Origin of the sequence: Flavobacterium cheongpyeongense (assembly GCF_003202435.1) — a bacterium.
GTDB classification, from domain to species: Bacteria; Bacteroidota; Bacteroidia; order Flavobacteriales; family Flavobacteriaceae; genus Flavobacterium; species Flavobacterium cheongpyeongense.
The window spans coordinates 192,373-207,660 of record NZ_QJHK01000003.1; the positions used below are offsets into that span (position 1 = coordinate 192,373).

Annotated in this window: 13 protein-coding genes and 1 pseudogene; 6 read left to right on the plus strand and 8 right to left on the minus strand. The window is 34.8% G+C overall.

Annotation, left to right across the window (positions count from 1 at the left end):
- Positions 1-131: 131 nt before the first annotated feature.
- From purE to DMB65_RS04955, 7 genes are all read right to left on the minus strand, one after another.
- Entirely contained in the window at positions 132-617 is a 486-nt protein-coding gene (gene purE, locus DMB65_RS04925) for a 5-(carboxyamino)imidazole ribonucleotide mutase (RefSeq protein WP_110305564.1), read from the minus strand.
- 62 nt (positions 618-679) lie between these two features.
- Positions 680-1,276, minus strand: a complete 597-nt coding sequence (locus DMB65_RS04930; protein WP_110305565.1) for an HNH endonuclease domain-containing protein — start codon at positions 1,274-1,276, stop codon at positions 680-682.
- 2 nt (positions 1,277-1,278) lie between these two features.
- Positions 1,279-2,601 carry an AAA family ATPase gene (locus DMB65_RS04935; RefSeq protein WP_110305566.1) on the minus strand — a complete coding sequence of 441 codons (1,323 nt, stop codon included), beginning with the start codon at positions 2,599-2,601 and terminating at the stop codon, positions 1,279-1,281.
- A 95-nt stretch (positions 2,602-2,696) separates the two neighbouring features.
- Complete coding sequence (locus tag DMB65_RS04940; protein ID WP_110305567.1) at positions 2,697-3,845, minus strand: 5-(carboxyamino)imidazole ribonucleotide synthase; 1,149 nt, start codon at positions 3,843-3,845, stop codon at positions 2,697-2,699.
- 53 nt (positions 3,846-3,898) lie between these two features.
- Positions 3,899-4,450, minus strand: a complete 552-nt coding sequence (locus DMB65_RS04945) for a hypothetical protein (protein WP_110305568.1) — start codon at positions 4,448-4,450, stop codon at positions 3,899-3,901.
- A gap of 24 nt (positions 4,451-4,474) precedes the next feature.
- Entirely contained in the window at positions 4,475-6,571 is a 2,097-nt protein-coding gene (locus DMB65_RS04950) for a TonB-dependent receptor (protein WP_110305569.1), read from the minus strand.
- A 37-nt stretch (positions 6,572-6,608) separates the two neighbouring features.
- Positions 6,609-7,886, minus strand: coding sequence for a PQQ-dependent sugar dehydrogenase (locus DMB65_RS04955; RefSeq protein WP_110305570.1), 1,278 nt, complete (start codon positions 7,884-7,886; stop codon positions 6,609-6,611).
- A 186-nt stretch (positions 7,887-8,072) separates the two neighbouring features.
- Here DMB65_RS04955 and hpt point away from each other — a divergent pair, with 186 nt between their 5' ends.
- The 6 genes and pseudogenes from hpt to tnpA all read left to right on the plus strand — a co-directional run bounded on the left by hpt (position 8,073) and on the right by tnpA (position 14,591).
- Positions 8,073-8,603, plus strand: coding sequence for a hypoxanthine phosphoribosyltransferase (gene hpt / locus DMB65_RS04960; RefSeq protein ID WP_110305571.1), 531 nt, complete (start codon positions 8,073-8,075; stop codon positions 8,601-8,603).
- 74 nt (positions 8,604-8,677) lie between these two features.
- Positions 8,678-9,250: an adenylate kinase gene (locus DMB65_RS04965; protein ID WP_110305572.1), complete on the plus strand. Its 573-nt coding sequence runs from the start codon at positions 8,678-8,680 to the stop codon at positions 9,248-9,250.
- 92 nt (positions 9,251-9,342) lie between these two features.
- Entirely contained in the window at positions 9,343-10,617 is a 1,275-nt protein-coding gene (locus DMB65_RS04970; RefSeq protein ID WP_110305573.1) for a hemolysin family protein, read from the plus strand.
- A 78-nt stretch (positions 10,618-10,695) separates the two neighbouring features.
- A complete protein-coding gene (gene obgE, locus DMB65_RS04975; RefSeq protein ID WP_110305574.1) occupies positions 10,696-11,697 on the plus strand; it encodes a GTPase ObgE in 1,002 nt (333 codons plus the stop codon).
- 175 nt (positions 11,698-11,872) lie between these two features.
- The gene (locus DMB65_RS04980) at positions 11,873-14,017 is read left to right on the plus strand and encodes a S46 family peptidase (RefSeq protein WP_110305575.1); all 2,145 of its coding nucleotides are present in this window, start codon (positions 11,873-11,875) and stop codon (positions 14,015-14,017) included.
- 136 nt (positions 14,018-14,153) lie between these two features.
- Positions 14,154-14,591: pseudogene (gene tnpA / locus DMB65_RS04985) on the plus strand (IS200/IS605 family transposase).
- Positions 14,592-14,659: 68 nt separating this feature from the next.
- Here tnpA and DMB65_RS04990 read toward each other — a convergent pair.
- Complete coding sequence (locus DMB65_RS04990) at positions 14,660-15,250, minus strand: Uma2 family endonuclease (protein ID WP_110305576.1); 591 nt, start codon at positions 15,248-15,250, stop codon at positions 14,660-14,662.
- Positions 15,251-15,288 lie beyond the last annotated feature (38 nt).

Genomic DNA, 15,288 nt, shown 5'->3' on the forward strand with positions numbered 1-15,288 from the left:
AAGTTTTTCTTTCAAAAAAGAATAATAATGATTCGTTAAGTTTATTTCACAAAGTTTCACAAAGAAAAAAACACAAAGACGCACAAAAATCTTTGTGTCTCTCTGTGTAACTTTTGTGTCTCTCTGTGAAATTACTTCTTCAAACCTTCAGCCGCTTTATTAACCGCAGCTTTCAACTCTTCTTTGTAAGCAATAATCGTATCCAAAACTTTTTTGTCATGGCTTCCGATAATTTGTGCTGCTAAAATTCCGGCATTTTTTGCACCATTTAGTGCGACAGTCGCAACTGGAACTCCACCCGGCATTTGCAGAATTGATAAAACCGAATCCCAGCCGTCAATCGAATTGCTTGATTTTACCGGAACTCCAATTACTGGAAGCGGGGACATAGAAGCCACCATTCCTGGTAAATGTGCCGCACCCCCCGCTCCGGCAATAATTACCGAAATCCCGCGGTTATGTGCATTTTTACTGAAATCGAATAATTTTTCCGGCGTTCTGTGTGCCGAAACAATATCTACTTCAACTTCTACATTAAATTGTTTTAATATGTCAATGGCATCCTGCATGACTGGCATGTCTGAGATGCTTCCCATTATGATGGCTACTTTGCTCATTTTGTTTGTTTTGTTTCAGGTTTAAAGTTTCAGGTTGTTTTGAGACCTAATTTTAATATGTTTTATTCTAAATCAGGAAGGAGACTTCTGATGTCAATATCAAATTCTTGATCAATTGCTCTCAAATAAGATATTTGTTTAATATCGTCATCAATTAAGACTTTAAAAAAGACTTCTGCTGATTCACCATATATTGAAAGTTCTTTGGCTTTTCTTTTAATATATTTCTTCCTTTCGTCTGCTAAAATGATATCGTCGAGTTTTAAAAGTTTTACTAAATTAATAGCTTCCTGATCATCTAAATCAGAAACATGATAATCGCCATCATCATAAACTATTCTATCATCAAAATTATCATTTGTAGGATGTAAAACAGGTTGAAAGTCTTCCCATTTTGTTGATTTTTCTTTATTCCATTGATGTTTGACTAAAAACCAATTTGAATAGGAATCATCTTTTGTTCCTTTTAAAGTTGGATCAAAATGTTCAATGTCTCTTGCATCAGCTCTTCCTAAATATTCTTCTGTATAAGCGCAAAACCCTTTTTGCTCTTTATATAAAATCTTCGAAATTTTTAAATTATTATTTGAATTGCCTTCGATGTAACCCAAATTAGTTTTTATAATTTCTGAATCTTCATTCTTAAGAACTCTCCTCATATTTAGAAATTATAAGTGTCTCCGAGTTTAACGGTTTCTAATAATAATTCTTTTTTTCTTTTTGGATCAGTTTCGTTAGCTACTTCTTGTTTTAGAGCAACATATTTTTGATAAGCTTCTTCACCATATTTGTTGTAATAATTTACTCCAAAATCATTTTTAAGCATGTCATTGGGATCGTCTCCAATTGGTGAACTTCCTCTTCGAACCGCAACTTTACCTTCATTATCGAAATATAAAATAAACCGCTCCTCTGGTTCAAATGAAGCTGCAATAAAAGGAGAATGTGTGGCAATAATAAATTGTGCATCGTGTGCCAGCCTCTGATAATGATCCATTAATTCCATTTGCATATCTGGATATAATGATCTCTCAGGCTCATCAATTAAAATTATAGAATCTTTAGTTTCTAATTTGAATAGAGGTAAAAATGAAAGTAATAATCCTTTAGTTCCTGTACTAGTATTTTGGATTGGGATAATTTCTTCTGTTTTTTTGTTCTTTATTGGGATAGAATATTCGGTGTTAACCAAATCAACTTCCAAATTTAATTTTTCCAAAAGAGGATTGAATTCTTTTGCAAATTCTTCAATTTTGTTAGGGTTTTCTTTTTGCCATTTATCAAATTCTAATTGGATTGTAGAAATGTCTGTAATTGGTTTTTTATGAACAAAATCAGACATTTTTTGAGTAAAATTTTTACGATAGCGTAAAATTTCTTGTAACAAGAAAAGCCACATTTCAGGCTCTACATTTTCATCAAAAGAGGAATTAAAATCTTCTTGACCGACAAAAGTTGTGTCAACGAGTTGAATCTTTTCTCGATATTTTTCAAATAAGTCAATTGGGTTTTTTGTAAAAATATCAATATTTTTATCTGAAATTAGATTAGCTTTAAAATAAAAAGCATTTTCGTTCTGTTTAGGTGTAATTAATTGTTCTGTTTCCCAATTAGAAAGGACTTCATCTTTTTGAAACTCATAAAAGACAGGTTCAGTATTTGTTTCCCCGATTATAAAAGAACGATTTATAGTGCCTGATATAAAATTGATAAGGCCTGATGGAATACAGTCAGAATTGCTATGGCTTGGTTTAACATGTTCTGTTAATTCTTCAAATCTAACTGCATTTTGTAATCTCAAAGATTCTTTGTAAATTAATTCCAACAAACCAGTCTTCCCAGTAGCACTTTGCCCAATAAAACATATTTTATCTAAAGGCTTTCCTCTTTTTTCTTCAATATGGAAATCTTCAGGATAAGTAAAATCAAAATCCAGATTTTCCAGATGTCTAAATTGATCGATATGTAATTTTGAGATTTTCATGAATTCAATTTTTACAAAGCTAATTAAAAAATCATAGGTAAACAGACTAAGGACTATTTACTAACTACTAGGGACTAATCACTAAGCACTATTGACTAAGCACTAATCACCCGAATAGTATTCTTAACTTCCTGCGCAATTCTTCTTGCCTCAGCCATATCTTCATTTACGATCGTTACGTGACCCATTTTTCTAAACGGACGCGTTTGTTTTTTACCGTAAATATGTGGCGTAACGCCATTCCATCCTAAAATCGTTTCGATGTTTTCATAAATAACGTTTCCAGAAAAACCTTCGGCTCCCACCAAATTGACCATGATTCCGGCCACTTTGCTGTCTGTGTTTCCTAACGGAAGATCTAAAATAGCGCGTAAATGGTTTTCGAATTGCGAAGTATAACTTGCTTCAATAGAATAATGTCCTGAATTGTGTGGGCGAGGAGCAACTTCGTTTACTAAGATTTCATCGTCCTGAGTCTGGAACATTTCAACAGCCAGAAGGCCAACGTGATTAAAATTCTCCGAAACTTGTAAAGCAATTGCTCTGGCTTTTTCGGCAACTTTTTCATCTATTCTTGCCGGACAGATTACGTATTCTACTTGGTTAGCTTCCGGGTGAAATTCCATTTCGACAACCGGATACGTTTTGATTTCTCCTGATGGATTTCTTACCACAATTACAGCCAGTTCGTTTTTGAACGGAACCATCGTTTCGGCAATACATTCTACATTGGGTAAACTGTCTAAATCAGAAACCTGACGGATTACTTTTACACCGTTTCCGTCATAACCAAATTCGGTGCATTTCCAAACGAAAGGCAATTTTAAATCATTGATTTTAGATTTTAGATGGTCTAAATTTTCAAATCGTTCAAAAGGTGCGGTTGGAATAGTATTATCTGCGTAAAATTGCTTTTGGATTCCTTTATTCTGAATTCCTTTTAAGGTTTTAGGAGAGGGATATACTTTTAAGCCTTCGTTTTCTAATTGCGTCAAAGCTTCCAGATTGACCAATTCAATTTCGAAAGTCAAAACATCCACTTGTTTTCCAAAATTGTAAACCGTATCATAATCCATTAAATCGCCCTGGAAGAATTTATTACAGGCAATTTTACTCGGTGCTTCGTCGCTCGGATCTAAAACGTAAGTTTGTATGTCAAATTTTCTGGTGTCGAACAAAAGCATTTTGCCCAATTGTCCGCCGCCTAATATTCCTAATTTAAAATCAGAAGAAAAATAATTCATTTTGCGTTATGTTTTTGCAAAGATACTTCAAAGGATTGAATTGCGAAAAAACACTATTTTATTTTCTTCAAAACTTCTTTAGCAACCGCCTTGTATGCTGCGGAATGATCTCCAAAATCTTTATCAAGAATAACTTTTAGTTCAGGATGAATCCAATCGTAATGATTTCCTAAAACATATAAAGTTCTAATTGAATAGGCTTTTGTCGCGACTTTTACATCATTAATCAGCCAATCAAAAGAGGCTTCGATACAATCCTGAAGATTCTCTTCAGAAAGTAAAATGCTGTTTTTATCTTTATTGTAATGTGATTTTATTAAAAGCTGAACGACTTTTGCAATGGGACGAATCGAACTTTCATCTTTCAAAATTTTTAAATTCGAAAAGAAAAAATCCAAATGGGGCTGAAGCCAAATCAATTCTTCATAAGATACAAATTCTAAAATCCAGCAGGCTTTATGATTGTTTTTATCAGATGGAGAAAAACAAATTGAAATTAGTTCATCAAATAAAGACGGATTTTCTAAAATATCTTGTGCAGCAATGAGCCTATTTTCACGGTAAGCATTTACGTAATCCAGTTTGATTTGCAATTCAGATGGCATCTTTAATTATTTAATTACAGGAAACTAAAATAAATAATTTAATGAAACAGATCCGTAATAATTTACAGGAAGTCCCGGATAATAATATCTTGGAGATGAAGTCCCGACAGGAAGTGCATTTGGTAATATTAAAGAAGCGTATTTTTCGTTGGTCACATTATTAACTCCAAAAGCTAAATTAGAACTTAGATTATGAAGAATTTCAAAACGATAACCTGTTTTTAAGTTTACAATATTATAAGAATCTGAAAAAGCTGTATTCGAATCGTTCATCGGAATTTTATCCACAAATTGATAATCCGCATTCATATAAATTCCCAAACGGGTACTGAAAACCAGTCCGGCATTAATTTTATTGGATGGAACTCCGGTCAGTTTATTTCCCGAATAATCATTTCCGTTATCAACAAATTCTTTAAACTTATATTTTCCAACAGAAGCTCGAATGTAAGAGTTCAGGTTTAAAAATGAACTGATTTGCCAATTGTGTTTCAACGTAATTTCAATTCCTTCATGCAATGTTTTTCCGGCATTCACGCCTTCATATTGATCATCGCCGATTCTTTTGGCAACCAATAAATCTTTAATTTCCATTCGGTAAACAGCAATTTCTGTGTATAATTTTCTGTTGAGAAAATAGAATTTGCCTCCAACTTCAAAATTATAACCGTTTTCAGGTTTGATGCCCGTATTTATGGTTCCGTTGCTGGTCAAAGTTTCTTCGGTTGCCGGCAGTGAAAACCCCCGGCTTGCTGAAAAATAGAGCGTTTGTTGTTGATTGGGTTTGAATAATAAAGAAAGCTGTGGCGAAAAAATTCCATCATAACTGTATTTTTCATTTGCCGTTTTTTGTGGAAGAAAGTTGGTCAGTTCAAAATGGGTTTCATTATAATTTAAGCCAAACTGAAGCTCCAATTTTTCAGAAAGCAACGATCTGATTTGTGAAAAAATATTGTAAAGATGTCTTTTCTGATCGCTTTCTGTCAATTGATTTCCTTGCAAACTGCCTTGTCCATTATTTTGTTTGTATAAATTTTCAAAGGTATTTCCGTTATAATTATCGGTAAAATATTCCATTCCAAAAATGAATTGATTTTTCAGTTTTGCAATTTTGAAAGCTCCGGAAAACTGAGTTCTGGCTCCGGTTGCAAACGTATATTGACGCAACACATCAAAAGGTCGCGGTTCATTGCTGTCTTTGTAATTGATAAAAACAGAAGTGGAGTTATTCAGATAATCATTGATTTTGAAATCATAAGCTAGTCCTGCCAAAGTCGATTTGTATTCTTTAAATCCTCTTGAAGCAACCCAGGTTGAAGCTCCGGACTTTGGATTATTGTCGTAAGACTCTTTATTAATAGAACTCGGAATATAACCTTTCAGATAGGTATAATTAGAGAAATAAGTAAGTTTACTGTTTTGTGTTCGGAATAATTCTCCGGCAATGGTAATTCCTTCACGATTATAGGCGCTGTTTTGACGCCAGCCATCGGTTTTTAAATTATGATAACTAATGTTCAAACTTCCTGATTTTTCGTCCATACTAAAATTCAGACTATTTTTCAATAATCCGTAAGAACCAAAAACCGAACTTGTTCCTGCGCTTTGATTTCCGTTTTTAGAAAGTTGAGGTGAAATTAAAATGGCTCCGCCCAAACCCGCGCCGTAAACACTCGAAAGCGGGCCTTTTATAATTTCGATCTGATTGATATTTTGAAGGTCGATATCATCAATCACCGTTTCGCTATTTCCGGAAGTGAGCGGAATACTGCCATAAAAAGCCCTGATTTTATTGGTTCCGTAAGGCGTTCTCGCTCCAATCCCGCGAATCGAAATTCGGGTTGTCGTAAAATTAGAAGACTGCATAAAAACACCTGGAATCGTATTTACAACATTCGTAATATCAGTAGCGTTATTTTGTGTTAGCTCTTTTTTGGATAAAATGCCAATAGAAGCCGGAGCATTTTGCAGGCTGTCATTAATATGTAAGGAACTGATGATAACGTCTTCGAGTTTTTCTATTTTGAGAGTATCAATAGATTTGCTTTTTTCTTCCTGTGCAAAAGTGTTTTGGAAAACAATTACGGCAAGAAGAAAAAAGCAATATTTTTTTAAAAGCATTTGAGTTTTTGAATTTGGAATTTAAAAAATTAGAATTTTACTTATTCGCAGTCACTTTCCAAATCGTATTTCCGCTATCATCATTTACTAAAAGCGATCCGTCATTCATAACGGTTACTGCAACCGGACGTCCGTAAACTTCGGCTTTATCAGCGTCGGAAATAAATCCGGTTAAAAAATCTTCCGGTTTTCCGGATGGTTTCCCATTTTTAAAAGGAACAAACAGCACTTTATAACCGGAAATTACAGAACGATTCCATGAACCGTGCTGTCCTACGAAAGCTCCGTTTTTATATTTCGCTGGAAAAGCATTTTTCCTATAAAAAGCCAATCCCAAAGAGGCAGTATGTGCACCAACCGGAACATCAGGAACAATTGCTTTTTCGACTAAGTCTTTTCGCTCGCCTTTTAGTCTCGGATCCGGAATACTTCCAAAATACGAATACGGCCATCCATAAAAACCACCTCTTTTTACACTTGTAATATAATCAGGAACCAAATCGTCGCCTAGCTCGTCGCGCTCATTCACTGCAGTCCAGAGTTCTTTTTTATTGGCTGGATTCCAGTCCATTCCCATGGGGTTTCTAAGGCCTTCAGCATAAATTTTTTCTCCGGTTCCGTCAGGATTGATTTCTAAAATGGCTGCGCGTCGAATTTCTTTATCCATACCGTTTTCACCAACATTGCTTCCTGATCCTACACCAATATAAATTTTCGTTCCTTCAGGATTGGTAAGCAGACTTCGGGTCCAGTGATTGTTGTATCCTCCCGCTGGAAGTTCAACAATTTTCTCTCCCTTGGTTTCTAGTTTTAACGGTGCGTTTTTATAAGGATAACGATAAAGCCCATCAGTATTGGCAACATAAAAAAAGTCTTTCAGAATAAGCATTCCCAAAGGCTTGTTTAAGTCTTTCAAAAAGATTTCACGGGTTTCAAAAACACCGTCTTTATCTTTGTCACGTAAAATTATAATTTGGTTTTTGCTCGTTCTAGTTCCGCTTTCAACAACAAAAATATCATTGTTAGGACCAATATAACTCCAACGTGGATTTTCGAAACCGTCAGCGAATTTTGTAACCGTAAAACCTTCAGGAGCTTTTGGCGTTTTTCCTTCTGGCCATCCGATCACTTTACTGTTTTTGGATTTCGATTCTGTTGCGTATGGCGGAGGAAGCGTGATAGAACCAATTGCAGTCTTTACAACACGGGCAGGCTGTTTTACCAAAGCTTCTTTCTCTTCTTTTTTTACCTGTCCGTTGCAGGCTGTTATCATGGCTAATAACGATATAGATAATAATGGTATGCTGGATTTCATAGTGCTTTTTGAGTTAAAAGTTTATAAAATAACAATTTAGTGAATTTTTAAATAGTTGTAAGAAACGATTTGTCCATATTAACTGATATTTAACATTTTCAAAAAAGAAGTTTTTCAGTACTATTTTGATACTTACAATTTGGTTGTAATTCTGTATCTTTGTGCATTATTTTAAATGTAAAAATAATGATACAACTTCACGATAAACAATTTGTTCCGTTTATTTCGGCTAAAGAAATTGATTTTGCTTTAACCAAAATAGTGGCACAGGTAGAAGATGATTTTGGAGATGAAACCCCGGTTTTTGTCGGAGTTTTGAACGGAGCATTTATGGTTGTAAGCGATTTTCTGAAAAAATACAAAAGTCCCTGCGAAGTTTCATTTATCAAAATGGCCTCCTACGAAGGGACCGAAAGCACAAATTCAGTAAAAGAGTTAATAGGAATCAATCAGGATTTTTCCGGAAGAAGTGTTGTCATCATTGAAGATATAGTCGATACAGGCAATACAATCGAAGAATTAAAGCACTTGTTTAAAGCACAAAACGTAAAGCGTTTTAAAATAGCTACTTTGTTTTTTAAACCAGAGGTGTATAAAAAAGAGATAAAAATTGATTACGTTGGAATCAGGATTCCAAATAAATTTATCGTGGGTTACGGACTAGACTATGATGGATTAGGAAGGAATTTAACTGAAGTATACAAATTAGCCGAATAATTTTAAACAGACACAACTAAATATTCATTTAAAACTTCTTACATGAAAATAGGAAGTAAAGTAACACTTACATTATGATTAACATCGTTTTATTTGGAAAGCCGGGAGCAGGAAAAGGAACTCAGGCAGAATTTTTAAAAGAAAAATACAATTTAACACACCTTTCAACAGGAGATATTTTTCGTTTTAATTTAAAAAATGATACTGAACTAGGTAAAAAAGCAAGGGTTTTTATGGACAATGGAGAGTTGGTTCCTTGCGAAGTAACAACTGCAATGTTAATTGATGAAGTGAAAAAACATCCTGATACAGCAGGGTTTTTATTTGATGGATATCCAAGAACAATCAATCAGGCTGAGGCTTTAGATAAATTTTTGCCAACAATTGGTTCAGAAGTTACCGCTACAATTGCTTTAGAAGCTGATGACGAAATTTTAGTAGCACGCTTACTTGAAAGAGGAAAAACAAGTGGTAGAGCTGATGATCAGGATGAAGACAAAATTCGTGTGAGATATCAGGAATACAATGAAAAAACAGCTCCGTTAATTGGATATTACAAAGAGCAGAATAAATTTCATGCCGTAAACGGTATCGGAACTATTGAAGAAATTACAGAAAGATTAACGTCAGTTATAGATAATTTGTAATAAATCTGTTTTGAAGTTAAAAGTTAAATGTTAGGAGGAAATTTGAAATACTCAAAACATTTAACTTTTGACTTTTAACTTTTAACTTAAAAATGGAAATACTAATAATATTTTTTCTGATACTATTAAACGGCGTTTTCTCGATGTCAGAGATCGCATTGATTTCGGCAAGAAAAAACAGACTGGAAACGGCAGCAAAAAAAGGGAATAAAAGTGCCAAAACAGCACTTGATCTGGCCAATTCCCCAAACAAATTTTTATCAACAGTACAAATCGGAATTACCTTAATCGGAATTTTGACCGGTATTTACAGTGGCGATAAAATTACCATGGATGTTGAAGCCTTTGTAAGCGGATTTGTCGTTTTAAAACCTTACGCACATTCAGTTGCAGTAGGGATTGTGGTGGTCGTTTTAACCTTTTTCTCTTTGGTTTTAGGAGAATTATTACCGAAAAGAATCGGTTTGAATTATCCGGAATCGATTGCCAAAATGGTAGCCATGCCAATGAAAATAGTTTCGATTATTACCGCACCTTTTATCTGGCTGCTTACATCATCAACAGATTTTTTATTGAATGTTTTTCAAATAAAACCAACTGCTGACGGAAAAGTTACCGAAGAAGAAATAAAAGCAATTATCAAAGAAGGAACCGAAGGCGGAGAAGTTCAGGAAATTGAACAGGATATCGTGGAGCGTGTTTTTCATATTGGCGACAGAAAAGTAAATTCATTAATGACACACCGTAAATCGGTAGACATGCTCCCTTTAAATGCTGATAATGCCAAAATCAAAGAATTAGTTTTACAGGATTTACATACGATTTATCCGGTGTATAATGATAACTACGACGACATTGTTGGTGTTGTAACGCTTAAAAATATATTTGCCAATATAGAAAGTGATCATTTCGATTTATCGGCAATAATGACAGATGCTCCGTATTTAATGGAACAGACAACGGCTTATAAAGCTTTGGAAAATTTTAAAAAAACAGGCGTTCATTATGCTTTGGTTTCTGATGAATATGGTGTTTTTCAGGGGATTATTACCTTAAACGACATTCTTGAGGCTTTAGTTGGAGATGCCTCAGATTTTTACAAAGACGAATTTCAGTTAATCGAAAGAGAAGACGGTTCCTGGATGGTAGACGGCCATTATTCACTGCACGATTTTCTAACCTATTTTGAGTTAGATGAATTAACAAACGATTACGAAGTAAACACCGTAAGCGGAATGATTATGACCGAGCTTTCGCATATTCCAAAAGAAGGTGAGAAATTAATCTGGCAAAAATTTGTGCTAGAAGTGCTAGACATGGATGGCGTAAAGATTGATAAGGTGTTGGTAAAAACACTAAAAGAGTAAAAATAAAATAGTTTTCAGTCTTAGTTTTTGGTCGCAGTTTGCACTGAAAACGGAGACTGCTACTGAATACTAAAAACAATGACAGAAGGAAATTTTGTAGATTACGTTAAGATATACGTTTCTTCCGGAAAAGGAGGAAAAGGATCTACGCATTTACATAGGGAGAAATTTATTGAAAAAGGAGGACCGGACGGTGGTGATGGAGGACGCGGCGGGCATGTGTATTTGGTCGGTAATAAAGGGCTCTGGACATTATTTCATTTAAAATTTGCCCGTCATATTAAAGCCGGACATGGTGGAGACGGAGGAGGAGACCGCAGTACGGGTGCAGATGGCGAAGATAAATTTATCGAAGTGCCTTTAGGAACTGTCGTAAAAGATAAAGAAACCGGAGAAACTTTATTCGAAATCACAGAAGACGGTGAAAAAAGAATCCTTTCAAAAGGAGGAAAAGGCGGATTAGGAAACTGGCACTTTAGAAGTTCAACCAACCAAACGCCACGTTACGCTCAGCCAGGTTTACCAGGTGTAGAAATGGACGTAATTCTGGAACTTAAAGTTCTGGCAGATGTTGGTTTGGTAGGGTTTCCAAATGCTGGAAAATCTACTTTGTTGTCTGTATTGACTTCAGCAAAACCCAAAATTGCCGATTACCCGTTTACAACCTTAAAACCAAATTTAGGAATTGTTGCTTACCGGGATTTTCAGTCTTTTGTAATAGCCGATATTCCCGGAATTATTGAAGGTGCTGCCGAGGGTAAAGGTTTAGGGCATTATTTCCTGAGACATATCGAGCGTAATTCAACTTTGTTGTTTTTAGTACCTGTTGATACACCAGATATAAAAGCTGAATATGATATTCTGGTAAACGAGTTAACGAAGTACAATCCTGAAATGCTGGATAAAGAACGTCTTTTGGTAATCTCAAAATGTGATATGCTGGATGACGAATTGAAAGCTGAATTGAAAGCCGAATTAGATGTTTCTTTCAAGGATATTCCTTATATGTTTATTTCTTCTGTTGCCCAGCAAGGTTTGACAGACTTAAAAGACAAGCTTTGGAAAATGCTGAATGAATAATATAATCAAAAGTTTTATATTAAAAATGCTCTGGATACAGGGCATTTTTTGTTTTTAGTACTATTGAATTCGTAATGAAATTGTAAAATTAGATCTCTAAAATACATTTTCGATGACAACTGAATGATGAAACTGTGAAAATGAAGTATCTTCGCAATACTAATTCAATTATTATATGAAAAAAATAATCTTATTTTTAACAATGTGCCTTATGGCATTTCCTGTAAGAGCCGACGAAGGAATGTGGTTCTTGATGTTTATCGAAAGACTGAACCATAGAGACATGCAGAAAATGGGTCTGCAATTAACAGCGGAAGAAATTTACAGTATCAACCATCACAGTTTAAAAGACGCTATCGTACAGTTCAATGGAGGTTGTACCGCTGAAATTGTTTCTAAAAGCGGACTGGTTTTAACAAATCACCATTGTGGCTATGATGCTATCGCTGAACTTTCAACTGCTGAGCAGAACTATTTGAAAGATGGTTTTTGGGCAAAAGAAAAAAGTGCCGAAATGAAACCAAAATCATTATATGTTCGTTTCTTCGTGCGTATGGACGATGTTTCAAAAAGAATTTTGTCAAAAGTAAATCCTACAATGACAGAGACCGAAAGAAATAAAATCATTCAGCAGGAAATTGCTTTGATCGAAAAAGAAAACAACGAAGGCGGAAAATACACTGTTTCTGTTCGTCCTTTCTTTCAGGGGAATGAATATTATTATTTCGTTTATCAGGATTATACAGATGTTCGTTTAGTGGGTACGCCTCCTGAAAGTGTTGGTAAATTTGGTGGCGACACAGACAACTGGGAATGGCCTCGTCAGACAGGAGATTTCTCAATGTTCAGAGTGTATGCTGACAAAGATGGTAATCCTGCAGCATATTCTAAAGACAATGTGCCTTTACAGCCAAAACATTATCTTCCGGTAAGTATCAAAGGTGTAAAAGAAAATGATTTTGCCATGATTTTAGGTTATCCGGGAAGAACAAACCGCTGGATGCCGGCCGGAGGAATCGAACAAAATATAAAATATGCTTATCCTGCCTGGGTTGAAGGTGCTAAAACCGGAATGGATCAAATGAAAAAGTATATGGATAAGGATGCAACTGTTCGTTTACAATATGCTTCGAAGTATGCTTCGACTGCCAATTACTGGAAAAACCGTCAGGGTATGATTGACGCCTTGACAAAAGCAGGAACAGTAGACATAAAAGCAGCTCAGGAAGATAAATTCTACGAATGGGCAAGTAAACCAGCTAATAAAGAAAAGTACGAAAATGTTATTCCAACAATTAATGATTATTACAGAGAAACAAATTTAAAAGCGACTCACGATAATTACCTGATTCAGCTTTTGCGTACTTCAGCGTATGCAACCGGACCTGCCAATTTAGGAAATGCATTAATAGCATACTCTAAAGAAAATGACGCTAAAAAAGCAGAAATGCTGCCGAAAATCAACGCGATGGTTGAAGATATCTACGGTGAATTTTATGCTCCGTTAGAAAAAGATGTATTAACGGCACAATTAAATTTATATGCTGCAAAAGGAGCTGAATATGGTTTGGCACCACAAATTGCTAAAATGAAAGCGGCTAATAACGGTGACTTTACTGCTGATATAGCAAAAGCAACTGAAACAAGTTTTTTTACTTCTAAAGAAAAAATTTTAGAATACTTAGCAAGTCCAAAACCGGCGGCTCTTCCACTTGATCCTTTGTATATTATCTCTACTGATTTACTGACAAAATATCGTACTAAAACAGATGATCAGGCAAAAGCTGATGACGGATTTGCTACTGCTTACCGTGTATTAGTTGAAGGTTTAAGAGAATCAAAATTAAATGCAGTAAAATATCCGGATGCAAACTCTACTTTGAGATTAACTTACGGAAAAGTTCGTGCTTTGCCTGCAGATCCTCGTAATGATGCTAAGATCAACAATTATACTACCATGGAGAGTATGGTGAAAAAGTATAAAGCAGGAGATCAGGAATTTGACTTACCGGCTCGTTTGTTAGAGTTGAACAAAGCAAAAGATTACGGACAATATGCTGATAAAGCTGGTTACATGCCAATCAATTTCCTTACGGATAACGATATCACAGGAGGAAACTCTGGTTCACCTGTGCTTAATGGAAAAGGAGAATTAATCGGAATCGCTTTTGACGGAAACATCGAAGCGATGGCTGGAGACGTAATTTTTGACTCTAAATTGCAAAGAACAATCAACGTAGATATTCGTTACGTACTTTGGATTATCGACAAATACGCAGGAGCGAAAAACATTATTGACGAATTGACGATTGCAAAATAGTCTCAATTTAGTTTTAAAAATTAAACCCGACAGATTTCAAATCTGTCGGGTTTTTTATTGGTCTCAGATTGGGGTTTAAAACCCTGCAATTTATTGCAGTACTTTAGTAATGCGAAAAAATCTTTATCTTTAGATTATGAGTGCAGATGTAAGAAAAAGTTCGCATACAGTAAGCCGATTAACATGTCATGTTGTTTGGGTAACCAAGTATAGGTTTAAAGTTTTGAAGGGAGATATTCAAAAGCGTTGCCGTGAACTTTTAATACAGATATGCGAGGCTGAAGGAATTGAAATTTTAAAAGGAGTTGTGAGTTCAGCTCATGTTCACATGCATATCGAGTATGCACCAAAGCAGAATGTTAGTTCGATTCTAAAAAGTTTAAAAGGACGTACCTGAAGAAAATTGCAAATGGAATTTCCAGATCTTCAAGCCCGTTACTGGGGTCAGCATTTTTGGGCAAGTGGTTACGGAGTTTGGAGTACAGGAAATATTACTGATGAAATGGTAAATGAATATTTAGAGCATCATAGAAGAAAAGAAGGGGATGATAATTCAAATTTCATTCTTGAATGAAATAGAAAGAGGGACTTTCAGTCCCTCGTCAAACAAACCTCTGCACTTTCAGTGCAGAGTGGTTTAGTTTAAGCAAATACTTCTTCAAGTATAAAGTCTAATTGAGGAAATAACGGACTTTTTATTTTATCTTCTTCAATTAACGGATGTAAACCGATAAATTCATTATCTCTAAGAACATAAATTAAAAAAGTTTTGTCTTCGGGATTTACAATCCAGTATTCTAAAACTCCTGCTTCTTCATACAAATCAAATTTATATTTTAGTTCCTTCTTCGAGTTACCCGGTGAGAGTATTTCTATTACTAAATCTGGTGCACCGAATGCACCTCTTTTGTCTAATTTATTTTCATCACAAATTATACATATATCAGGTTGCACTACAGTGAAAATTTCATTGTCATTTGTTGATTTTTTTTTATTTAGCAGTCGAACATCAAATGGAGCATTAAATAAATTACAAGGACGATTTTTAAAACTATTCCATAAAATTCCATGCAGATTTCCCGCTATTTTTTGATGAGAAGTGCTTGGAGCAGGACTCATTTTTGAAATCTTTCCTTTAAAGATTTCAAGTCTTTCCTGAAATCTCCAGGTAAGATAATCGGCATAAGAATACGTTTTGTTAAAATCTAATTGATTAATATCTGTTACCATAATAATTCTATTTAATACAAATGTAGCTAATTTTAGAGTTT